16 protein-coding genes and 1 pseudogene are annotated in these 22,990 nt (G+C 71.4%); 9 read left to right on the top strand and 8 right to left on the bottom strand.

Annotation, left to right across the window (positions count from 1 at the left end):
* Positions 1-5 precede the first annotated feature (5 nt).
* Complete coding sequence (locus OG299_RS37040; RefSeq protein WP_327363950.1) at positions 6-1,991, bottom strand: YcaO-like family protein; 1,986 nt, start codon at positions 1,989-1,991, stop codon at positions 6-8.
* 909 nt (positions 1,992-2,900) lie between these two features.
* Here OG299_RS37040 and OG299_RS37035 point away from each other — a divergent pair.
* Positions 2,901-5,372 (top strand): SpoIIE family protein phosphatase, encoded by a 2,472-nt coding sequence (locus tag OG299_RS37035; RefSeq protein WP_405705006.1) that lies wholly within the window; start codon positions 2,901-2,903, stop codon positions 5,370-5,372.
* A 668-nt stretch (positions 5,373-6,040) separates the two neighbouring features.
* Here the strand turns inward: OG299_RS37035 and OG299_RS37030 are convergent.
* Positions 6,041-6,575: pseudogene (locus OG299_RS37030) on the bottom strand (TIGR03086 family metal-binding protein); the annotation flags it as partial.
* 252 nt (positions 6,576-6,827) lie between these two features.
* Between OG299_RS37030 and OG299_RS37025 the strand changes: the two are divergent.
* Positions 6,828-7,352: a GtrA domain-containing protein gene (locus OG299_RS37025; RefSeq protein ID WP_266632895.1), complete on the top strand. Its 525-nt coding sequence runs from the start codon at positions 6,828-6,830 to the stop codon at positions 7,350-7,352.
* A gap of 46 nt (positions 7,353-7,398) precedes the next feature.
* On the opposite strand, the gene OG299_RS37020 is transcribed toward OG299_RS37025, so the two are convergent.
* The 4 genes from OG299_RS37020 to OG299_RS37005 form a co-directional block, all read right to left on the bottom strand.
* Complete coding sequence (locus OG299_RS37020; RefSeq protein WP_327363948.1) at positions 7,399-8,028, bottom strand: class I SAM-dependent methyltransferase; 630 nt, start codon at positions 8,026-8,028, stop codon at positions 7,399-7,401.
* Positions 8,029-8,161: 133 nt separating this feature from the next.
* Positions 8,162-9,283, bottom strand: a complete 1,122-nt coding sequence (locus OG299_RS37015) for a nucleotide disphospho-sugar-binding domain-containing protein (RefSeq protein ID WP_327363947.1) — start codon at positions 9,281-9,283, stop codon at positions 8,162-8,164.
* A gap of 191 nt (positions 9,284-9,474) precedes the next feature.
* A complete protein-coding gene (locus OG299_RS37010) occupies positions 9,475-10,083 on the bottom strand; it encodes a hypothetical protein (RefSeq protein WP_327363946.1) in 609 nt (202 codons plus the stop codon).
* 251 nt (positions 10,084-10,334) lie between these two features.
* Positions 10,335-11,984, bottom strand: coding sequence for a phosphocholine-specific phospholipase C (locus OG299_RS37005; RefSeq protein ID WP_327363945.1), 1,650 nt, complete (start codon positions 11,982-11,984; stop codon positions 10,335-10,337).
* On the opposite strand from OG299_RS37005, the gene OG299_RS37000 reads away from it, so the two are divergent.
* The 4 genes from OG299_RS37000 to OG299_RS36985 all read left to right on the top strand — a co-directional run bounded on the left by OG299_RS37000 (position 11,985) and on the right by OG299_RS36985 (position 18,217).
* Positions 11,985-13,052 carry a cytochrome P450 gene (locus OG299_RS37000; RefSeq protein WP_327363944.1) on the top strand — a complete coding sequence of 356 codons (1,068 nt, stop codon included), beginning with the start codon at positions 11,985-11,987 and terminating at the stop codon, positions 13,050-13,052.
* Positions 13,053-13,162: 110 nt separating this feature from the next.
* Positions 13,163-15,163, top strand: a complete 2,001-nt coding sequence (locus tag OG299_RS36995) for a P-loop NTPase family protein (protein WP_266632886.1) — start codon at positions 13,163-13,165, stop codon at positions 15,161-15,163.
* A 113-nt stretch (positions 15,164-15,276) separates the two neighbouring features.
* Complete coding sequence (locus OG299_RS36990; protein WP_327363943.1) at positions 15,277-16,770, top strand: MFS transporter; 1,494 nt, start codon at positions 15,277-15,279, stop codon at positions 16,768-16,770.
* Between the two features lie 82 nt (positions 16,771-16,852).
* The gene (locus tag OG299_RS36985) at positions 16,853-18,217 is read left to right on the top strand and encodes a carotenoid oxygenase family protein (protein ID WP_266632882.1); all 1,365 of its coding nucleotides are present in this window, start codon (positions 16,853-16,855) and stop codon (positions 18,215-18,217) included.
* A 271-nt stretch (positions 18,218-18,488) separates the two neighbouring features.
* On the opposite strand, the gene OG299_RS36980 is transcribed toward OG299_RS36985, so the two are convergent.
* Entirely contained in the window at positions 18,489-19,328 is an 840-nt protein-coding gene (locus tag OG299_RS36980) for a class II glutamine amidotransferase (RefSeq protein ID WP_327363942.1), read from the bottom strand.
* Positions 19,329-19,581: 253 nt separating this feature from the next.
* Here OG299_RS36980 and OG299_RS36975 point away from each other — a divergent pair, with 253 nt between their 5' ends.
* The 3 genes from OG299_RS36975 to OG299_RS36965 all read left to right on the top strand — a co-directional run bounded on the left by OG299_RS36975 (position 19,582) and on the right by OG299_RS36965 (position 22,225).
* The gene (locus tag OG299_RS36975; RefSeq protein WP_327363941.1) at positions 19,582-20,577 is read left to right on the top strand and encodes a hypothetical protein; all 996 of its coding nucleotides are present in this window, start codon (positions 19,582-19,584) and stop codon (positions 20,575-20,577) included.
* 33 nt (positions 20,578-20,610) lie between these two features.
* A complete protein-coding gene (locus OG299_RS36970) occupies positions 20,611-21,195 on the top strand; it encodes a TetR/AcrR family transcriptional regulator (protein WP_327363940.1) in 585 nt (194 codons plus the stop codon).
* Between the two features lie 271 nt (positions 21,196-21,466).
* On the top strand, positions 21,467-22,225 hold the full coding sequence (locus OG299_RS36965) for an SDR family NAD(P)-dependent oxidoreductase (protein WP_266632877.1): 759 nt from the start codon (positions 21,467-21,469) through the stop codon (positions 22,223-22,225).
* A gap of 30 nt (positions 22,226-22,255) precedes the next feature.
* Here the strand turns inward: OG299_RS36965 and OG299_RS36960 are convergent, their stop codons facing one another.
* Positions 22,256-22,798 carry a heme-binding beta-barrel domain-containing protein gene (locus OG299_RS36960; RefSeq protein WP_327363939.1) on the bottom strand — a complete coding sequence of 181 codons (543 nt, stop codon included), beginning with the start codon at positions 22,796-22,798 and terminating at the stop codon, positions 22,256-22,258.
* Between the last annotated feature and the right edge of the window lie 192 nt (positions 22,799-22,990).

Raw genomic sequence — 22,990 nt, 5'->3', positions numbered from 1 at the left:
ATCCCTCACGCGTGGGGTAGTGGAAAGACGTTGAACTCGTCCTCGGCCAACGGCTGCGACCGCCAGCCGAGCCGGACGCCCGCGCGGCCGATCCTGCCGTCGCCCCACATGGGCATGCCGGCGGGGAAGTTCGACACGAGGCCGGGCACGATCGTGTGCGCGGCACTGAACCCGGCCGCTTCGGCGTCACAGGTCGTCAGGTCGACACTGATCACCTCGAAGCCGCGGGCCTCGACCCGTTCGCGGTACGCCTCGAGGCTCCGCTGCGCGAGCGCGGGCAGCCCGTCCCAGGGGCGGGTGGGGAGGTCCAGCACCCAGGGTGCCACCCGCTCCCCCGCCCGCGGATCGAGATGGACCTGCTGCTGGCACAGCAGGTCCCGGACGTCGCTGAAGTCCGGGCGGTAGGAGTCGAGATAGCGCCGGTCGGCGCGGTACGGCTTGAGGTTGCCCAGGTGCGGCAGCTCGGCCCGGCCGTCCGCCAGCGTCTTGTCGTCGTCGAGGAAGCGGCAGGTGTGGTGCAGGGTGAACCCCTCGGCGAGCGCCTTTTCCGCCGCCTCCTGCGGGTCGGGCCGGGTGGCGAAGCCGATGCCCAGCCATCCGGCGGCGCGGTCGCGTACGACCGCGGCGAGCACCGGGACGTCGAACTCGTTGTCCAGAGGGATCAGGCTGATGTCGTACGTGTCCAGGCTGTCCGCGACCAGCTCGCGGATCCGGTCGGGTATCGGCAGCCGGGGAAGGCGGGCGGCGTTGGTCCACCACAGCATGGTGGTGTCTCGCTCGATCACCTCTTCGAGCCCCGAGGTGACGGCGTGCTCCTCATTGACGCCGCAGGCCACGCCGGCCACCAGCGGATCGGAGTAGGCAACCGGGTCGTGCTCTCCGTGGGCGACCAGGAAGGCGGGCACCCATGCCGGCTCGCCGGTCGTCCACGAGCGGCCCTCGACCCAGGCGCACTCCGCGTCCACGGTCAGCGGCGCGAAGGGGAAGCCCTCGCTGCGGTACTGCTGCTGCGAATACAGGTGCAGCCGGCGCGGGTCGAGCGCGGGCACCCCGGACCTGCGCAGCTGGGCGTAGCTGCCGAACCGGAGCCGGTCCTCGGGCAGCCGGCTGCCGCAGTAGCGTTCGACCGCCTCACCGACGGCACTGCGGCGGGCGGCGTCGAAATCGGACCAGGACGTGCCGAACGCCTGGCGGTCGTTGGGCCAGTCCGCGACGCGCCGCATGTCGGCGACGTCCACCGCGCACACCCGCAGCTGCGCCGGCATGCCCGGCAAGGGGGCCAGCTCCTGAACGCCGGTGACCACGCCGACCTGGTCGTCCACGAGCAGGTCCGCCTCGGCGTCGCCGCGCACCACCGGCCGCGGCCGCGTCGGCACCGGCAGGACGGTGCGCTCGATCCGGTCGAGCCGGCGCGGATCGAGCTCGACCTCGTCGACGGTGGCCTCGCCCGTGACCCAGCGCTCCAGGTACGTGCCGAGCTGCGCGGATGTCCAGCGGACGTCGCCGTCCCGGAGCCGGTGGCCGTCCGGCTGCGGCGCAGCCCGCACGGCCTCGACGACCCGCGGGTCGTGCGCCGCGCTGAGCCGGCGGTCCAGCACGTCCGCGAAGTCCGCCGTGGTGCCGGGGGTGATGGCAGGACCGAGGATGGCCCGGCCGCGTTCATGGCGCAGCGGCAGCCAGCGCAGGCCGGTCCGGGCGCACAGCTCGTCGATGCGGCTCAGTTCCCGGTGGGCGGAGTAGGAGAAGGCGGCGACGAGCACGGTGTCGCGGACGTCGACGACGGACAGGTCCTCCGGGGCCGGTCCGACCTGCGCGTATCCGGTGGTGCTCAACGCGTGGGCGAGGGGGGCGGTGAGCTCCGGCGCGCCTGCGAGGAGGACCGTGGTGCGCGCCACTCGCGCCGCGCGCTCGGCGTCCAGGGTGGCCCCGGCCGGACGCAGGCAGCCGTCGTGCTGCAGGACGTCGACCACTTCGGCGTATTCGGAGGCCATTCCCGCCAACAGTTCGCTGCGGGACCTGGTTCCGTCGCAGCGCGCCAGCCAGGCGCGAAACTCGGACGTGGGGGCGGAAATATAGAATTGCCCACCGTTCGGGGTGCCGAGAAAGCACAGATCCTGCTCGAGGTCGTATACCTCGACGTCCACGATTTCCAAAGCGGTGTCGTCCGCCGACATATCAGCCCCCATGAATCTGGCTCCTGGTGCAAAGTGCCACGGCCCCGGGGAGAACCCCGGGACCGTGGTCGAAGGACCTTAAGAGGTCAACTTCACTTGGCAACCGAACGGTTGTGGACCACGGCGCGGTTGTGAACCACCGCACGGTTGTGAACGACGGCGCGGTTGTGGACCACGGCGCAGATGGCGTTGGTCTTGACGGTCGAGATCATGGAATTACCTCCCGTTTGGCTGTCACTTACGAGAAATAAGTTACGGGCATTCGGCACCGCTACCTAGATGCATTCCTCACGAATCCCTGTGGATGGCTCACGACTTCACCCGGAACTCCGGTCCGGGAATAGGGCGCAGGGATACGGCGTTTCCCGGACCCGCTCGCCCGCTCGTTCCCGCGACCAGGCGGGCACACCGGAGCCACGGCCAAGGGGCTCGCGGAGACACCGGGCGAGGATTTCGAGACGGCCGGATTGATCAGCCTTCCGCTGACCCTCGGCAGGCCGCCGCGTACACACCGTGACCGCACGAGGCCGCACCCGCCCCGGTACGGCCTCGTGCGCGCCCATGGCCGTATCCGCCGCGCCACCCCGGCAGGGGCCACGCACCAAGGGCTTCACCGATCTCACCAGAGCCCCGTACGCTCCCGACTCGCCGTGACGGTGCGGGGCGCGACAGCATGGAGGGAGGGCGGTCGGCCGTGGCTGCCCTCGCAGGAAGGCGTTACAGACCGTGACGAGGCAGCGCTTTGCGTTCTGCGGGGCCGAGCTGGCCGCTGTCTACGTGCTCGCCGACGGCCGCGAGGAGCTCCATCTGGCCGAGATGACCGGTAACCGCGCCATGCTGTACGGGCTGCCGGCCGTCCTCTCCGTGGACGGGCACTCCCCGGCCGCCGAGGCCTACCGCTCGGGCCGGCCGCTGTGGCTGAACCCGAAGGAGCTGGCCGCATACGTGGAGGAGGACCCGCACCACTTCCCCGGGCGGGTTCGGGACGACTCCGTCAGGGCGTCGCCGGCCAGGCTCTCGCTCGGCGCCCTGCCGCTCGGGCACGGCTCCAAGGAGCTGGGGTGTCTGATCGTCGCCGGCAATGTTCCCGACGGGTTCAGCAACGACCGCCGGAGCCTGCTGGAGCTGTACGCCGACCAGGTCGCCGCCGGACTCGCATCGGTCGCCGCTCACACGCCGGGGCGCGCGCCCCCGCGCCCCGTGCGGGGACACACGCTGGTGCCGCTCCGGGGCGGCGCGTTCATCCTGGAACTCGGCTCCGGCCGCATGGAGGCGCACGCACGCGTGCTGGAACTGCTCGGGATCCCGCCCGACCGGTTCGACGGCAAAGTGGAGACGCTGCTCGCGAGTGCCGTGCCGGACGACATCCCTGCGCTGATGGCCATCGTGGAGCCCGACCGACTGACGTCCGGTCCGCAGCAGCTCGCGTTCCGCATCCGCAGACCGGGAGGCGAACTGCGCTGGCTGGGCCTGCGGTGCCGGGTGATCACGGACGACGACGGCACCCCCGTACGGGTCCTCGGCGTGGTGGCCGACGCCTCCTACCTGCGCCCCAGTGCCGACGAAGTCTCCATCGTGCAGCGGCTGTCCGCCACGCTGGCCGGCGCGACGACCATCAGGGACGTCAGCCAAATCGTCGTCAACGCCCTGCGCGGCCCACTGGACGCGAGCCGGGTGGCGGTCGCCGAGCTGGAGGCCGACCGGCTCGTGGTCACCGTCCTCGACCCGCCCGAGGCGCAGGCGTGGCCGGGTATGTGGCGTTCGGAATGGCGGTCCGAGTGGCCGGACGCCTCGATGCACGACCTGCCCACGCTGCAGAGCGTCCTGCGGGAGGGCCATGTGAGCCTGTGGCCGCCGGGCGCTGACCTCGAACCCGCTCTCGCGGGGATCGGGCCCGGCGGGCTCGCGGTCCTGCCCCTGCCTGCGGACGGCCGGATGGTCGGCGTCTGCCTCGTGGGATGGGACGGTGAGCACCGGTTCGGACCGGAGGAGCGCTCGCTGCTGACCGCCACCGCGGGGCTCGTGGGGCAGGCGCTGATGCGCGCGCACGCGCTGAACGCCGGCCACGAACTCGCCACGATGCTCCAGCGCAGCCTGCTGCCGCGCAAGCTTCCGTCGCTGCCCGGCGGGGTGGCCGTCGCCCGCTATCTGCCCGCGACCGCGGGGCTCGAGGTGGGCGGCGACTGGTACGACGTCATCCCGCTCGGCGACGGCCACGTGGCGCTGGTCATCGGCGATGTGCAGGGGCACAGCGCCGGAGCCGCGACCATCATGGGTCAGATCCGGACGGCCGTGCGGGCCTACGCGGTGGAGCGCCACCCGCCCGATGTGGTCATCGCCCGGGCCAACCGGCTGCTCGTCGGCATGGAGACGGACCTGTTCGCGACCTGCCTGTACGTGGACCTGGACATGGAGGAGGGCATCGCCTGGTTCGTACGCGCCGGGCACCTGCAGCCGGTCCTGCGCAAGCCGGACGGCAGTACCGAGGAGGTGCCGGTCGAAGGAGGACCGCCACTGGGAGTGGTCACGGACACCGAATTCCCCATGACGGAAGTCGACTTGGTACCGGGGACGATGCTCGCCCTGCTGACGGACGGCATGGTCGAGTCGTCCAACGTCCGTCTGGAGGAGGGCATGCGCCGGGTGTGCGCCGTACTGGCCTCGTCGGACCCTGCCGACCCGGGGATGGTGGCCGACGAGCTGGTCGCGCGGGTCAACCGGCGCGACGACGACGTGGCGCTGCTGCTCCTGCGCTACGACGGCGCCCGGGTCCGGCCGATGCGGTCGAACTGGACCGTCTGGCGGCTCCCCGACGCCGTCCACCACGCTCGCCGTTTCGCCGCGCGCACGCTGCGCTCGTGGGGCGTGGTGGAGGAACTCGACGTCGCCCTGCTGGTGGTCTCCGAGCTGGTCACCAATGCGATCGCCCATACGCAGGGAGAGGTGCGGCTGGATCTGACGCTGTCCGCGGACCGGCTGCGGATCGCCGTGAACGACGCCTCGCCCCGCAGCCCGGTCAGGCCTGCGAGCGTGGACTGGTCGGCGACCGGGGGCCGCGGAATCCTCATCGTCGAGGCGACGACGGCGTCGTGGGGCTCGGTACCGCTCAGCGGCGGCAAGCAGGTGTGGGCGGAGGTGCCGCTGGCCACCCCACGAGCGGCTCACCCGGCGCACGGTGTGGGTCGGCCCGGCGGCTGAGGACCTCGGAGTCACAGGTCGTGCCGACCTGCGCCCATTTGGGCGAAAAGTTAATGAAACGCTGCTCGTCGCACCTCAAGGCGAACCATGGTCTCTCCGGCGAAAGCGGTTCGAGGAAAGGAACGAGACATTGCTTTTGAGGCGGACCGGAACGGTCCTGGGCGCAGCCGCACTGACCATGCTGACCATCCCTGCCAACGCTCACGCTGCGGCCATCGCTTGTGGCGGGGGCTCATCGACCGGCCGCGTAGCCGTCAATGGCTGCGTCAGTGCCCAGCGGGGATCTGCCGGCCGGTTCCCCACTCGAGACATCACGGCGTACATCAAGGCGCGCAACACCGGATCAAAGGGGCTGAACATCTCCTATGAGGCCTTCTTCCGTGTCGTCGACGGTGGTCACTGGGAGAAGGTGGGCAGCGGTCGCGCCTACGTCCGGGCCGGCGAGGCCATCGGCCCTGTCGAGGTGGGAAGCACGACCCGGGTGTGCGGGCCCGTGAAGGTCGAGATCCGGGTACACGCTCGGGCGGACGGCGTCGCTTGGAGCGGCTGGTCCCCCGCGGCCACGAGGCAATGCCAGACCTGAGAGCCCGTCGGCTGTCATGACCGCAGGGGCCCACGGCGCCACGGCCGGCCGCAATGGGCCCCGGACGGACAGTCGCCGGCCCGCGTCACGGGGACGTCGGCGGCATCCGGCCCGGGTCGCGCCCGCCCAGCCCGACGGCCCGGTCCAGGAGCGGCGCCCCGTCCGGTACGGGCACGACCGGCCCGAAGATGCCCTCGCCCCGGTCCCCGTCCTCCGCAGCCGCCAGCAGGAACCCGTGCGAGGCGCACGGCGCGGCCTCATCGGGTGCGTACTCCTGACCGGCGGCCCGGGCCAGGTCCCATCCGTGCAGCACCAGTTCGTCGGCAGCCACCACGCCCGCGATTTCGCCGGGCAGGTCCACGCCGCCCGCGCGCGTCATGCCGGTCCAGGCGGCCGGGTCCTTCCAGGCTTCGGCCAGTTCGCCGAGGGCTCTGGGCAGTTCCTCCCGCCAGCGGGCGGGCAGGGAGGGAGGGCGCGGCTGAGCCGGGGGCCGTGTCCGTCGTGGGACCCAGGTCCTTGCGGGCGGCGTCGCGGAACGCGACGGCGAGGCCCGTGAGGTGACCCAGCAGGTCACTGACCGCGCATTCGGGACAGGGCGTCCGGCCGGCGAGACGGGCGTCCGCCTCGGCCGGGCATAGCGTTCACCCTCAGTTCATTGCAATGCATAGGGTAGATGCTGTTGCATTAGCTCCAAGGTGATTGCAACGATTTCCTCAACTCTACCTGCAGGAACGCTAAATATGCGCAACAAATCAGTTGCTCGATCCGTGAATGCAACGTAGCGTTTCATTTATGAGAAACAACGGACCCAAAGGCCTCAGCGGCCGGGAGGTGCGCGTTTTCGCAAAGGGAGCGATCGAAGGGGTCAGATCATGGAGACAGCGCAGAGCCAGCAGCAGGCGACACCGGGCGCCGTCACCGCCTTCGCCCGGTTCGTGCTCTGTGGCGGCGGAGTGGGACTCGCCTCCAGCTTCGCCGTGGCGGCCCTCGCCGTCTGGATTCCCTGGGGCCTGGCCAACGCCCTGGTCACGGCGATTTCCACGCTCTTCACCACCGAGCTGCACGCCCGCTTCTCCTTCGGCGCCGGCGGGCGCGCGACGTGGCGCCAACATGCGCAGTCGGCCGGGTCCGCGGCTGCGGCATATGCGGTGACCTGCGTGGCGATGCTCGTCCTGCACCAGCTGGTGGCGGCGCCCGGTGCGCTGCTCGAGCAGGTCGTCTACCTGTCCGCCTCCGCAATCGCCGGTGTCGCCCGGTTCGCAGTGCTGCGCCTCGTCGTCTTCGCGCGAAGCCGCTCGCAGGCCGCGGCCACCGTCCGCTCCGCCCGTCCCGTACACGCGACCGCGCCCCGCGCCGCAGCACCGGCCGGGCCGGCGGAGCTCTGCCGCGCCGCCTGACCGCCCGCCGGGCCGAGCGGGACGCCGCCCGCTCGTGATCCGCGCTCTACTGGCGGCGGGCCAGCAGGTGGGCGTCGAGGAAGCCCCGCTCGGAGGCCGGGTCGTGGAGCAGCCGAGCGGAAGTTGTGAGCCCGGCATCGGCCAGCAATTCGGCGAACCGGTCCACCGGCCAGCTGTAGGCGGGCGCCACCTTGTGGTCGAAGCGGACCGGCTCCGGTCCGTCGGTCGCGAAGAACGAGACCAGGAGCAGGCCTCCTGATGCCAGGACGCGCACCTGCTCGGCGAGCAGCGCGGGCAATTCCACGGGTGGCGTATGGATCATCGAGTAGTGGGCCAGCACGCCGCCGAGCGCGCAGTCCTCGACCGGCAGGGCCTCCATCCGCGCCTCGTCGAACCGCAGCGCCGGATGGGCCCGCCGTGCGTGGTCGATCATGGCCGGGGAGAGGTCGAGCCCGAAGGCATCCAGCTCCAGGTCGTGCAACATGGCCGTCAGATGTCCGGGCCCGCACCCGACGTCGGCCGCCCGCAGGTTCCCCGTACCGCGCACCAGCTCGGCGAAGGTGGCGACCATGGCCCGTGTGAACGGCCGCGTCTCCAGCCGGTCAGCGAACAGCGACGCATAGAGCTCGACAACCCCGTCGTAGGCCGCCCGGGTCTCGTCCTGGTGTTCCATCACAGGAAGGAAGCTAACATCCGCGCCGCGCGCGGCCGTTCCCCGGCCTGCGCGCAGGTGGAGATCAGTCGGGTGAGCACGCGCGGTGCCGGTGGCAGGGCGACGGGCGCCCTGCCACCGGCGGCTGGGCCGCCCCCTACGAGGCGGCCAGGGCCTCCAGAGCGGGGACCGTTTCGGCCGGGCTCGGCAGGGCGGCGTTCTCCGCCTGGAGGCGGACGGCGGCCTCACGCAGGGCCGGGTCGGTGATGAGGCGGGTGAGGAGCGGGGCGTCGACGTCTTCGGAGGCGGAGCGCAGGGCGGCGCCGGTCGCGGTGAGGGCGTCGGCGTTGGTGAAGTGGTCGGCGCCCTGAGGGAGCAGGAGCTGGGGCACGCCGGCCTGCAGGGCGGTGAGCAGGGTGCCGGAGCCGCCGTGGTGGATCAGCGCGTCGGAGGCGGTCAGCAGCTCGGCAAGCGGGACCCAGGGCAGCGGGCGGACGTTGTTCGGGAGGGTGCCGAGCGGGGTGAGGTCGGCGTCGCCGACGGCGAGCAGGAACTCGGCGTCCACCGAGGCGGCGGCCTCGATCAGGCGGACGATGGCGCGGACGCCGTCCATCTCGGTGAGCACCGTGCCCAGGGTGACGGCGACGCGCGGGCGGGTGCCGCGACGGAGCAGCTCGGCGGGGACGGTGCCGCCGCCGTTGTAGGGGATGTAGCGCATCCGCAGGCCGCCCGGTTCGCCGCCGAGGGAGGCGGGGACGATGTCCAGCGCCGTGGACTCGGCGGGGCCGGCGACCTTGTACGTCTCGTACGCCTCGGTGAACTTGGAGGCGATTCGGCCGACCATCTCGAGCCCGGACATGACGCCGAAGTTCTGGATCACCGACGGGATCTTGAGCTTGGCCGCGACCAGCGGGGCGGAGGCCTGGAAGGAGTCGTAGACCAGCAGGTCCGGGCCCCAGTTGTCGGCGACGTCCAGCAGGTCTTGCACGGTGGGGCGGGAAACCAGCGCGAAGCCGAGAGCCGCCCTGTCGAGAATCTGGTCCGTGGTCATGTCGGTGGCGACGTAGCGCACCTCCTCACCGGTGGACTGCTCGAACACGTCCCGGATGGTGCGGCCGTCGCCGATCTCGACGATCGGAAATCCTGCCTCGCGGAGCCGGTTGAGCGGCTGCGAGCTCGCGAACAGCACCTCGTGGCCGGCGGCGCGCAATGCCTGCGCCGTCGGGATCATCGGGAAGAGGTGGCCGGCCGCGGCCGGTCCGGTGAAGAGTATGCGCACGGTTTCTCCTTGCCAGTGGTCTACCGGTCCAGGACAAGTCGTGCGGCTCGCCCCGGTTCGCTTCAGTGAACTGACGGGAAGGCGCGCTGTGTTCCCCCGACCATGATCGAAAATCGGACATTCTGAAATGCGCCAGATCACTTCGGGGGGGGGCGGCGGCTCGGGGCGATGCCCGCGGGCGAGTCGGTCGTTCAGCCGGAGTAGGGGCTCCAGTGGCCGAAGCGTGCCAGCTCCTTGCGCGCGGCGTCCTCGTCGAGGCCGAGCGCGGCGGCGGCCTCGGCGGCGTTCAGGTCCTGCCGTGTGGCGCGAGCGGCCCAGTAGCCGGCCCGCTCGGCCGTGATCTGCGTCCGCCGGGCGGCTCGTACCGCCGCGACGGGGGAGGTCTTGGCCAGCTGGTCGATCTCCTCCTCGAGGCGCTCCAGAAGGGCGGTGAGGCTGTCCGGCAGGGGGACGGTCGTCGCCTCGACTGCGGTGGTGTGCCCGTCCCAGTCCCGCACGCAGGCATCCGCCTCGTCGTCGGCGGCCTCGGCGAGTTCCTGCTCGCCGATCGCCTCCCAGTCCAGCCGGTGCTCGGGTCCCGCCCAGCCGCAGGAGCACACCGCACGCAGCGCGGCCGCCCGCGGCACACGGGGGAAGCGGCCGTCATAGACGCTCCACTGCGAAGTCGATTGCACGTGGGGTCCCGACCCGGTGTCGAAATGGGCCGGGGCCGGCACGCTGCCGTCGGCCAGGAGCACTCCGACCGCACCCTCGTGCGAGGTGCCGAACTCCTCCGTCGTCCACGTCTCCCGCTCGCCCATGACACCCCTCCAGCAACCAGCCCGCCGTTTGCGGACACCCCGGGCAGGGGTGCCTGAGTACGACGATGCCTCAGCCGGCACCGTCGGCACGCCCGAATCCACGAATGAGGCGCTGGGACGGCACCGGCACGCGGCAGCACGGCCGCTGCGCGCAGGAGGCCGGGACCGGGGTGATCAGGCCGATCCGGTGATCGTCCCGACGCCGAAGCGGGCCCGGGCAGGGCCGCGCTCGGCAGGCGGGGCGGCTCGGGTCAGGAGGACTGGTCCGTCAGGATCGCCGGGTCCGAGAGGCCGGCCGCGCCGGTTTCGACCTTACCGGCGAAGCGGCGGCGGAAGTCCGGGGATTCGGATGCGGTGACCGTCACGTCGTACCAGCGCCGCGTGTTCTTCAGGGGAACGCTGTACGTGACGGTGGCGCCCTTGGCGACCGTGAGGCGCTTCGGCCCGCCACCGTAGGCGTTGGTGACCGTGAGCGTCGCGGTCGACGCCCCGGCGTTGGTGAGCATGAGGTCCAGGTTCCCCGTGGTGGCGTTGTGGCGGGCCGTGACCTCGGGACCGGGGGTGGTGCCGGGGTTGCGGAAGCCGCGCAGGAAGCCGTTGGGGCCGTGGACGGTCAGGTCGGTGACACCGGCCGAGTAGCGGGTGTTCCAGGCGTCCGCGATCGACTTGCCGGCCTCGGTGGTGTACGTCCAGGGGGCGTCGGTCCGGTTGCCGGAGGTGACGTAGAACTGCGCGCCCAGGTCCGGGCCGCCGCTGAACGTCAGGCGGAACTTGCCCTCGTCGGTGAGTGCGGCGCCGTCCACGTACGGGGCGTACTTCAGCGGGCGGGTGGGGCACATGCCCTTCTCCTGGCGCGGCATGGCCGCCACCGCCGGCGGGGTGGCCCGGAAGTCGGGGTGCCGCTCGCGGTCCTGCGGCTCCCAGCGGCCGGTGTCGGGCAGCCGGACCGTGCCGGTGTCCGTGCGGGCGAAGTCGAAGGCGGAGGTCAGGTCACCGCAGACGGCGCGGCGCCAGGGCGAGATGTTGGGCTCCTGCACACCGAAGCGCTTCTCCATGAAGCGGATGACGGAGGTGTGGTCGAAGGTCTCGGAGCAGGAGTAGCCGCCGGTGCTCCACGGCGAGACCACGAGCATCGGCACGCGCGGGCCCAGACCGTACGGGCCGGCGACATAGCCGGCCTTGCCGGGGAAGACGTCGAGCGCGGTCGGTACGGTCGACAGGCCCTGGTTGGCGTCCGCGGGGGCGTACGGCGGGACGACGTGGTCGAAGAAGCCGTCGTTCTCGTCGTAGGTGACGAACAGCGCGGTACGGGCCCACACGTCGGGGTTCGCGGTCAGCGCGTCCAGCACCTGCGCGATGTACCAGGCGCCGAAGTTGGCCGGCCAGTTGGAGTGCTCGCTGAAGGCCTCGGGGGCGGCGATCCAGGAGATCTGGGGCAGGGTGCCGGCGGTGACGTCGGCGCGCAGCTTGTCGAAGTAGCCCTCGCCGGTCCTGGCGTCGGTGCCGGTGCGGGCCTTGTCGTACAGCGGGTTGCCGGGCTGCGCGCCCCGGTAGTTGTTGAAGTAGAGCAGCGAGTTGTCGCCGTAGTTGCCGCGGAAGGCGTCGTTGATCCAGCCCCAGGAACCGGCGGCGTCGAGGCCGTTGCCGATGTCCTGGTAGACCTTCCAGGAGATGCCGGCCGCCTCCAGGCGCTCCGGGTAGGTGGTCCAGCCGTAGCCGGCCTCGGCGTTGTTGAGGACCGGGCCGCCGCCCTTGCCGTCGTTGCCGGTGTGGCCCGACCAGAGGTAGTAGCGGTTGGGGTCGGTCGAGCCGATGAACGAGCAGTGGTAGGCGTCGCAGAGGGTGAACGTGTCGGCGAGGGCGTAGTGGAACGGGATGTCGTCGCGCGTCAGGTGGGCCATATGACCGACCATGAAGCGTTCACCACCGAGACGCTGCAGGTGCGCGCCGAGCCGGTCATGCGCGGGCCGGTCCTCGCCCAGATGACCGGGGCCGAGCACACCGCCAAGCGAAAGATCGTCGTACGGGGCTTCACCGGCCAGGCCCTCCGGAACCAGATACGCGCCATCCACGCCAACGCCGCCGAACTCATGGCCCCTTTCCTTGCGCAGGGCCGGATGGACCTGGTCAACGACTTCGGCAAGCCCCTCGCCGTCCAGGTGACGCTCGACGTCCTCGGTCTGGACAGACAGGACTGGAGACAGGTGGCCGCCTGGCACAGCGGGGTCGCCGAGTTCATCACCAGCATGACCCTCACCCCCGAGCGCCGCCGGCACTGCATGGACTGCGCCGAGCAGTTGGAGGCCCACCTCCTCCCCGTCATCGAACAGCGGCGCCGGCAACCCGGCGACGACCTGATATCGAAGCTGTGCACCGCCGAGTTCGACGGAATCGCCATGAGCAATCGTGACGTGACGGCACTGATCATCAACGTTCTGGCCGCCTCCACCGAGCCCGCGGACAAGACGCTCGCCCTGCTCTTCAAGCACCTGATCGACCACCCCGAGCAGATGGAGCAGGTCCGCCGGGACCCGGACCTGCTGGCCGCCGCGATCGCCGAGACCCTGCGCTACACCCCGCCGGTCCAGCTCATTCCCCGCCAGGCCGAGGAGAACTCCGTGTTCGCCGGCGCCACCGTCCCGGCAGGTGCCACCGTCTTCTGCATGATCGGCGCGGCCAACCGCGACCCCGAAGCCTTCACCGCCCCGGACGCCTTCGACATCCACCGCCCGGACCTCGGCGCCGCCCGCTCCTTCACCGCGGCCGCCCAGCACCTGGCCTTCGGTACCGGACTCCACCAGTGCGTCGGCGCGGCATTCGCGCGCGCCGAGATCGAGACCGTCGCGTCGATGCTCCTGCCCGTACTCGACCAGGTGCGCTACAGCCCCGGCTTCCGCTACCGGGAGGCCGGCCTGTACACCCGAGGCCCCGTCTCTCTGTCGCTGGACTTCACCCCCGTAGTGAGATGAACAGGGCTTCCATGCGCCTTGCTTGGTGAAGGCCCCCGTCCCTTAGGATTTCCGTTCGACCGGTCGGATCCGGGTGGTGCACGAGGAGGACGGGAGCCGCCATGGTGTCCGTGGGGGAAAGACTGAGCAGAGCGCGCGTACGGGCCTTCATCGGCCGGGACGATGAACTCGGATTGTTCGGGGAGGCCTTGGCAGGCGATCCGCACGCGCCGTTCGCGTTCTACGTGTGCGGGCCGGGCGGCATCGGGAAGTCGACGCTGCTGCGGCGCCTGGCCGACCACGCCCGTACGGCCGGACGGCTGCTCGTCGAACTCGACGGCCGGTTCGTCAGCCGGGACCCGGCCGACTTCGAGCACGCCGCCGGTCCCTTCCTCGATGTTCCGGGCACCGTCCTGTTCGTGGACTCCTTCGAGCACTGCCAGTGGCTGGAGAGCTGGCTGTGGCACCACTTCCTGCCCCGCGCAGCGGACGACACCCTGGTCGTCCTCGCCGGCCGGCGCGCTCCGCAGCCGCAGTGGACCGCCGACCCCGCCTGGTCCCGGCTCCTGCACGTCACCGAACTGGAGCCGTTCTCCGAGGAGCAGGCCCGGAGCCTGCTGGTGGCGGCCCGGATCCGGCCCGAACTACGCGACCGGGTGCTCCGCTTCGCCGGAGGCAACCCGTTGGCCCTGTCCCTCGCGGCCGCGGCAGGATCGGCGGGCTGCGGCAGGGAGGAGATCTGGGCCCCCACGGCGGACGTCCTGCGCACCCTGCTGGCGGGGCTGATCGGGGAGGTGCCCACGGCGGTCCACCGCCGCGCCCTCGAGGTGGCGGCGCAGGCCCACTCGACGTCCGAGGAACTGCTCGCCGCTGTGCTGCCCGGCGAGGATGCCCATCTGCTCTTCTCCTGGCTGCGGGACCTGCCCTTCATGGAGTCCACGCACCGGGGCCTCCACCCGCACGACGCCGCACGCGAGACGCTGGCCGCCGACCTGCGCTGGCGAGCACCCAACGCCTTCGAGGCGATGCGCCAGCGCCTGGCGGACGAGTACCTGCGCATCCTGCGCGAGGCACCCGAGGAGCGGGTGTGGACCGTCACCGACGAGCTCTTCTACCTCTTCCGCGAGGGTGAGACCCTGGCCCGGCTGCGCTCCTGGTCCCGCGAGGACGAGGTGCACGACCGTCCTCTGCACCCGGATGACATCGATGCCGTGCTGCGCATGGCCGAGGAGACCGAGGGGGCCGCCTCCGCGGAACTGGTCCGCTATTGGGCGCAGCGCCAGCCGCAGGCCTTCAGCGTCTACCGTCTCGTGGACACGGGCCGGATCGTGGCGTTCACGGCCCGGCTGGCTCTGCCGGCCCCACCCGACCCCCGGGACCTGGCCTCCGATCCCGTCGTCGCCGCCGCGTGGCAATACACCGATGCCATCGCGCCGGTGAGCCCCGGCGAACACATCGGCGTCAGCCGCTTCTCGATCTACCCCGAGCGGTACCAGGTTCCCTCGCGCGTCATCGACCTGAGCAGTTCCCGGGCCCAGGCGGAGGCGGCGCGCGCCCGTGGTCGCGCCTACGGCTTCGCCGTCTTCCGGGACGCCGAGACCTGGGCCGAGCGCGTCAAGGGCACCCTCAGCGACACCGGGGCGCGCCCGCGGGTCGGCGAGCACACCTACGGGCTGTTCGGCGTCGACTGGCGTCAGATACCCGTGGAGGCATGGCTTCAACGCTTCATCTCGGCCACCGAACCGCCCGTGCCGCCCGTGCCGGCCGGACCGTCGCCCATTTCGCGTACCACGTTCGACCAGGCCGTGCGCGAAGCGCTGGCCTACTGGCGCGATGCCGGCGCCTTCGCCGCCTGCGCCCTGCTGCGCACCCGCCTCGCGGCCGACTTCGGCGATCCTGTAGGGGAGTTGCGTGCCCTGCTGCGCCAGGCGGTCGACGACCTCGCCCGTGACCCGCGCGGCGTACGCGCCCGCGAGGCCCTGGCAGCGGGCTACTTCTCCGGTGCGCCCACCCAGGAAGCCGCCGCCCGCCGCCTCGGTCTTCCGTACGGCACCTACCGTCGCCACGTGCGACAGGGGCTGGACCTGCTCTGCGAAGCGCTGTGGCAGCAGGAGCTGCACGGCTCCCGGTAGCAGCAGGGGCGTGGCCTCGGCAGGGCCGGGTGGACAGGTGCGGACAGGAGTGGACAGCGCCCGGCACTGCCGGGCCTGGAGAGTGGACACCGCCCGACACGAGTCTGTGGCGCATGAACGTCGCACACACGCAGACGGACCGGGCAGCTGCTCGAGCTCCCCGGCCGGGTATCACGCTCGCGGCGCTGGCCGCCGCTCAGTTCACCGTCATGCTCGCCACTTCCATCGTGAACGTGGCGCTCCCGCAGATCCGCGCCGGGGTGGGTCTCTCTGACGGCGGGACCACCTGGGTGGTCAACGCCTACGGCCTGGCGTTCGGGGCGCTGCTCCTCGCGGGCGGCCGGGCGGCCGATCTCCTCGGCCGCCGTCGGGTGCTGGTCTTCGGCCTCGCGCTGTTCGCGGCGGCGTCACTGGCAGCGGGAGTGGCCGCATCCGCGAGCGTCCTGATCGCGGCCCGTGCCGTTCAGGGCCTCGGCGCCGCGGCCATCGCCCCGGCCGCGCTCGCCCTGGCGATGGACCTGTTCCCGCCCGGACCCGGGCGGGGCAGGGCGCTGGGGGTGTGGGGCGCGGTTTCCGGAGCGGGAGGGGCAGGCGGCGTCCTGCTGGGTGGTGTCCTCACCCAGGCGTGGGGCTGGCCCTGGATCTTCCACTCCGTGGCGCTCGGGGCGGCGCTGGTCCTGGCCGCCGTGGCGACGCTGGTGCCACGGGCGCCGGGGCGCAAGGACGGGCGGTTCGACCTGCTGGGCACCGCCGTCATCACCCTGGCCCTGACCTGCCTGGTCTGGGGACTGACCACCGCACGCGGCGCCGGCTGGTCGGATGCCGGGGTGCTGGGCTCGCTCGTCGGAGCCGGCACACTGCTCGCAGCCTTCGCCGTGATCGAGCTTCGCCGGCCGAACGCGCTCATACCACCGCGCCTGTTCGCCACCGGCAGGGTCGCCGCCGGCAACCTGCTGATGGCCCTGCTGGGGTCCGTGTGGATCGCGCTGTTCTTCTTCCTGCCGCTCTACCAGCAACAGGTTCTCGGGGAGGATCCCCTGACCACGGGTATGGGCCAACTCCCGCTCGCCGGAGCCAATATGCTCGGCGCGGCCATGGCGCCCCGCATCTCGCGGCGCATCGGCGCCACCGCGACGGTGACCGCGGCCCTGTTCACCGAGGCTGCCGGCCTGCTGTGGCTGTCCGGCATCAGCGCCCACGGCAGCTACCTCGTGGACGTCCTCGGTCCGAGCATCCTGGTCGGCCTCGGCCTGAGCATCGCCTTCGTCCAGCTCACCGCACTCGCCGTGGACGGCGTCCCGCCGCAGGACGCGGGGCTGGCCGGCGGCCTGGTGAACACCACCCGCCAGGTCGGAGGCGCGATCGGCCTCGCTGCCCTGGCGACCCTGGCCGGTTCCGTCACCGGGCACGCCGCGGTCCACCAGCCGCACTTGGAGGCGCTCACCGCGGGCTACCGCACCGCCTTCACGGTCTCGGCCGCGGTCCTGGCCGCCACCGCGCTCCTCGCGCTGATCCTCGCCCGCTGCACCGGCCCGCGAACCGCAGCCGCCGCCCGCCCGGCGTCCGATCCGCAACCCTCCCGTCCGCAGCCCTCCCCGATCCCCTGAGTTCGACCTACCTACCTACCTCAAATCCCTTACTGAACACCTCTCCTGACCAAGCACCACATCCACGAAAGAGATTCCTGCCATGACGACTGCGAAGCCGTACCTGACCGGCCACTTCACCCCCGTCGCCGAGGAGGTCACCGCCACCGGCCTCACCGTCGAGGGCACCCTGCCCCCCGAACTGACCGGCCGGCTGCTCCGCAACGGGCACAACCCCAAGCCCGGCATCACCCCCACCCACTGGTTCAAGGGCAGCGGTATGGTCCACGGCATCCGGCTGCGTGAAGGCCGCGCCGAGTGGTACCGCAACCGCTGGGTGCACACCCCCGCCCTCGACGGCGCTCCGTACATGACCGAGCACGGACCCGACCTGACCGCCAGCGCCGCCGGCACCCACGTCATCGAACACGCCGGACGGCTCCTGGCGCTCTGCGAGGCGAACCTGCCCTTCGAGCTCACCCCGGAGCTGGAGACGGTCGGCGCCCACGACTTCGGCGGCAAGCTGCGCGGCGCGATGACCGCGCACCCCAAGGAGGACCCGGTGACCGGGGAGCTCCACTTCTTCGGGTCCTCGCCGTTCCCGCCGTTCCTGACGTACTACGTCTCCGATGCCAAGGGCGAGATCATCCACAGCGCCGAGGTCCCGGGAGCGACCGCCGCGCTCAAGCACGACTTCGCCGTCACCCGCCGCCACGTGGTGTTCGTCGAGGGCAACGTCACCTTCGACCACGCCGAGTCCTCCGGCATCCCCTACAGCTGGAGTGACCGGCAGCCCGCCCGCATCGGTGTCATGGCACGGGGAGGCGACGGCGCCCGGCACGTTCGCTGGTTCTCCATCGAACCGGGCAACATGCTGCACGTCTCCAACGCCTACGAGGACGGCCGGGGCCGGATCGTCCTGGAAGGCCCCACCGTCGACCGCGAGGGCTTCCGGCTGTCCTGGAACTGGTGGGTCGGCGCGCCCGGGCGCGGCAGCGAGCCCGTCTCCCGCTCCTACACCCGCCGCTGGGTGCTCGACATGGCCGCCGGTACCGTCGACGAGCAGATCATCGACGACCTGCCGGTGGAGTTCCCGACGCTCAACGAGGACTACCTGGGCGCCGAGAACCGCTACCAGTACGCCATCTCCTTCCCCGACGAGAAGGGCTTCGGCGGCTACGGTGTCGTCAAGTACGACCGCACCACCGGAGCGCGCCGCATCCATCAGGTGGGCGACGCCCGCATGCCCGGCGAGGCCGTGTTCGTCCCCGCCGCCCGTGCCACGTCCGAGGACGACGGCTATCTGCTGACCGTCGTGTCCGACCTCAAGCAGGACGCCTCGCAGCTGCTGGTTCTGGACGCCTCCGGCCTCGACCGCATCGCCACCGTCCACCTGCCCCACCGGGTGAGCGCCGGACTCCACGGCTCCTGGATCCCCGACAGCGCCCTGGAGGACACCACGGCCTGACCCCGACCCGACTGCCGGAGCCGCAAGACCCTCGCGGCTCCGGCACGCGGCGACCGGGCGGGTGTGCAGGAGCTCGTCAACCCGCAGGGGATGAGCCGGCGGTACACCTCGCGGAAGCGAAGCGCGCGGTGCGCATCGCCGGCTGCGGTGGACCGGACCACCTCGAGGTGTCGGTGACCAGTGAGACGCGGTCGATCGCCTTCTCCGCGTCCGCATCACGTGTCACGCACACACGCGTCTACCTGAAGGGATCTCTGTAGCGAGCGGCGCTTCACATCGGCACGGGGGCGAACGGGCGGAGATCGTCCGCTCCTGCCCGAACCACGCCATAACTGTGTTCGGGTACCTCGTTCCAAGCCCCCGGCAGGTCGCCCAGCGGCTCGGACACGATGAGGCGGGTATCGTCCGACACGTCGCGCAGGAGGGGCATGTCGGGGTGCAGCGCGCGCAGGGATTCGACCTTGGTGCTGTAGAAGAGCGACCGGGCGACGCCCTCGCTGGCGTAACGGAAGGCCCAGACCGCCGAGCCGTCGGTCACCGCGACGGTCATCTGCAGGGGCGCGGCGACGCCGTGGGCGTGGCCGACGCGCTCCACCAGGCCCGCCATCCGGGCCACCGCGCCCGGCGGGTCGGTGTCCAGGCCGAAGGTCAGTGCGAGGAAGAACATGACCTCCGAGTCCGTGGACCCCTCGAGGTCGGCATACAGCTCGGGGTCCACGGCCAGGCAGAGCTCCCGCCGCAGCTTGTGGAATTCGGCGATGGAGCCGTTGTGCATCCACATCCAGTGGCCGTGGCGGAAGGGGTGACAGTTCGTCTGCTGCACCGCCGTGCCCGTCGAGGCCCGTATGTGAGCGAAGAGCAGCGGGGATTTGACGTGCTGCGCGATCTCACGCAGGTTGCGGTTGCTCCACACCGGGCCGATGTCGCGTACCACCGCGGGGATGGGGTTGCTCGAGTTCTCCGCGTACCAGCCGATGCCGAATCCGTCACCGTTGGTCGTCTCGACACCGAGACGGGAGTGGAGGCCCTGATCGATCAGGGAGTGCTCTGGCTTGTACAGGATCGTTTCAAGGACAAGCGGGGTTCCCGAATACGCGAGCCACCGACACATGGTTGATCCCCTTCCCGGGTGAGCGCCTGCCGGAAGCCACGATTCCGCTGAGCGCGCGGCCTACAGCCCGCCCCCCTGACCGGCCCGGCGGCGGTCAGGGCCGGTCAGGGCCCTGAGGGTCGCCAAGTCGTCATTTCGATCACTTCGAGCATACGAGCCTCACTGGTTCGCCGCATCACTCCCGGCGACGACCCCCTTCCGGCACCCACGGGTACCATTTATGCCCTATTGCGAGGTTTCTGGAGGTCTCGTGATGCACGCCTCCGCATACGTCCGGCGACTGCCCGCTACCGCGCTCGTCTCGCTCGCCTCGCTCGCCTGCGGAGCATGTCCGATCCTGCTTCCGGCCGGTCCGGCGCAAGCGTTCACCGGGGGCAACCACGAGAAGATCACTCGCGCCGCCCTGCAGTGGGAGCCCAGGTCGTTGACGGCGATGGCCGACTCGCGCGACGGGGCGATCGTGGCCGACGACCAGGGCGACTACTTCAAGCTCGGCCCCCTGCACTGCGACAACGCCGATCACCTCGCCTCGCGACACGCGTCCGCGCACCCCCGCACCCGCGACGAGGCGAACACCGAGCTGCTCGCCTGCATCCGCGGCTCCGTCGCCCGCCTGCGGGCTGCCGTCCGCCATGCCGACGGACTGGTCGACTCCCGGGGCAGGATCATCGCGGGCCAGAGCGACCTGGCCTCCCCCTGCACGTGGAACGGGAGGGCGGGACGCGCCAAGTGCAGCGTCCTGGAGCAGCTCGGCCGAGGCTGGCACCCGATCGAGGACTTCTACGCGCACGGCAACTGGTCCGACAGGGCCGGCGCCGACCCCATCGGCACGGCCAATCCACCCGGACTGAACCGCACCGACATCGCGCCGTTCCTCGACATCCGCCGCTACGGCTCCATGAACGACGCCGACTGGACGAAGGAGGCCGTCGGCCTGTTTCCCGAGGACCTGACCACCGGCTGCTATCCGGACTTCGAGTCGACCGGTGTCAAGCCCACCGACTGCGCCGGACGCATCGAGCACACCCCCACCCTCAACAAGGACACCGAAGCCGCCCCGCGCTCGACGAACGGCAACTTTCAGCGGGCCACCGCGCTCGCCACCCAGGACATCGCCCGCCAGTGGAAGGACTTCACGGCAGAGCTGATCACGACCTACCCCGACCACGGACGCGGCGAGCAGATGGTCTGCGCGCTCACCCACGACACTCCCGCGGCCGGCTGTCCCGACCGGCGGCCGGTATATTGACCGATCGTTCCAAATAGCTCTATGATCTTGTTCATGGCCAGGACCAAAGAATTCGATCCGGACGCAGCGCTTCAGTCGGCCCTCGAGCTGTTCTGGCGGCGCGGCTACGAAGCGACGTCGGTGACGGACCTCGTCGAACACCTCGGCATCGGCCGGGCGAGCATCTACGCGACGTTCGGCAGCAAGCACGAGCTCTACCTCAAGGCGCTGGACCGGTACGCGCAGTCCGTCGACCCACGGCTCTTCGCCGACCTGTCCGGGCCGGGACCGGCCCTGCCGGCGGTACGGACCGTCGTGCGCCGCTTCGCCACCGAGGCCGCCTCACCGGAGGAGCGGCTGAACGGCTGCTTCATCACCAACACCGCCGCCGAGCTGGGCGCTCACGATTCCGTGGCGGCCCGCCGGGTCGAGTCCAGCTGGGACCGGCTGGAGACGCTGCTGCACGCGGCGCTCGTCCGGGCACAGGCGCAGGGCGAGCTGCCTCCCGAGCGCGACCCGCGCGCTCTGGCCCGGATGCTCCTGGTCCTGCTCCAGGGGGTGCGGGTCGTCGGGAAGGCCTCGGCCGATCCCACCCGCGTACGGGACGCGGCCGAGCAGGCTCTGTCCCTGCTGGACTGAACCGATCCGATCCGATCCGAACCGACCGCGACGCCCACGGAGGAGCCGCCCGGTTCCCTTCCGCACGCCCGAATAATAGACCGATCGGTCAAGTATCAGGAGAGGGAAGGACGTGGGCAGGAGCACGACCTCCAACGCCACCACCATCCCGCTCCCCCCGCACCGTCACCGCGGGGGGACTGGCCGCCGCCCCACCCGGGAGTGACGGCAGCCTTCCCACGGTCCTCTCCCACAGCACTCCCCACCGACGCCCGCACAAGGAGCCACCGCCATGAACCGTTTCACCGACGCGTCCGTCCTCGTCACCGGCGCCGGATCCGGCCTCGGCCGGGCGATCGCGCTCGCCTTCGCCGCCGAAGGCGCCCGTGTGGTCGCCGCGGGCCGGACCGCGGCCTCCCTCGACGAGACCGTGCGCCTCGTCCGGGCGGCCGGCGGCACCGCCGAGGCGGTGACCGCCGACGTCACCGATTCCGCCCAACTGGCCGCTCTCGTCCAGGAGACCGTCGCACGGTTCGGCAGGCTGGACGTCGCCGTCAACAACGCCGGGATATTCCGCGGAACGGTACCCGCCGGCGACATCGCCGCGGAGGACTGGGACGCGGTACTGCACACGAACGTCACCGGCGTCTGGCTGGCCATGAAGCACGAGATCGCCCACATGCGGGAGAACGGCGGCGGCGCCATCGTCAACATCTCCTCGAACCTGGGCGCCCACGCCCGCATCCCGAACGCCGCCGCGTACATCACCTCCAAGGCCGCCGTCTCCGCGCTGACCCGCGCAGCCGCCCTGGACCACATCCGCGACGGCGTGCGCATCAACGCGGTCAGCCCGGGAACCTCCGCCGCGCCCATGTCCCTGCGGCCGGGCGAAACGGAGGCCGACCGTGTGGAGCGGGTCAAGCACGAGAACCCGCTCGGCCGCGTCGCGGAGGCCGAGGAGGTCGCGGCCGCGGTCCTCTACCTCGCCTCGTCCGCGGCGGGTTCCGTGGTCGGCCACGACCTGGTCATCGACAGCGGCTCCTCCGCCTGACCGCCCGGCACCGGCAGCCCGCCCGGGCGGTCAGGAAGAGCGGCGCCGCAGCCGCGTGGTCAGGTGGTGCTGGAGCGGCTGCCCCACCGCCGCCATGTCGTGCACCACCGTCAGCAGGTCGCCGTCGAGGCTGTAGCGGCGGCGCGTCCCGGTGACCTCCTTGGCCAGCGGCGTCAGCGCCACGTCCTTCGTCCCGATCTCGATCTCCGTACCGGACACCGTGCCGACGTACGTCTCGACGATCCCGGTGGGGTGGGCGAGGACGACCTCCAGGCCCGCCTCCGGCGTCACCCGCCACCAGCCGGCCTCCCGACCGGCAGGCCGGACAGCAGCCCCGGACTCGTCGACCAGCCAGGCGCGCGCCTCGTAACGCAGGAAGGGGCGCCCGTCGTGGCTGAAGACGAGCTCCTGCTCGTAGCGGAAATCTCGTTCCAGCGTGGGGTACTGGCCCTCCCCCCGGCCGTGCCAGCGCCCCACCAGCCCCAGCACCGGCCTCAACAGCGGGTGCGGCTCCGGGCCTTCGCCGAGGGTATGGGTGTCGGGGTACGGATTGTCCTGCACCGGATCGAACATGGTCACCTTGTCTGTGTCGGCGAACGGGGCGGCGTGCAGCCCGGGCCATCGATTCCGGATCCTGCACGCACACAGCCTGCCAGGCCGCAAGACGGCCGATGCGCCCTTCCCCGGCGGACTGCGGCCGCCCCATCGGCGTGCGGACCGGCTCTCCGGCAGGGAGGATGAGGATTGTGAAGGGCAGAGGGAGCG

It is taken from the genome of Streptomyces sp. NBC_01296 (assembly GCF_035984415.1).
In the GTDB taxonomy this organism is placed as follows: Bacteria; Actinomycetota; Actinomycetes; order Streptomycetales; family Streptomycetaceae; genus Streptomyces.
The sequence above is the reverse complement of the archived record's forward strand: the minus strand, read 5'-3'. Positions and strand labels throughout refer to the sequence as shown.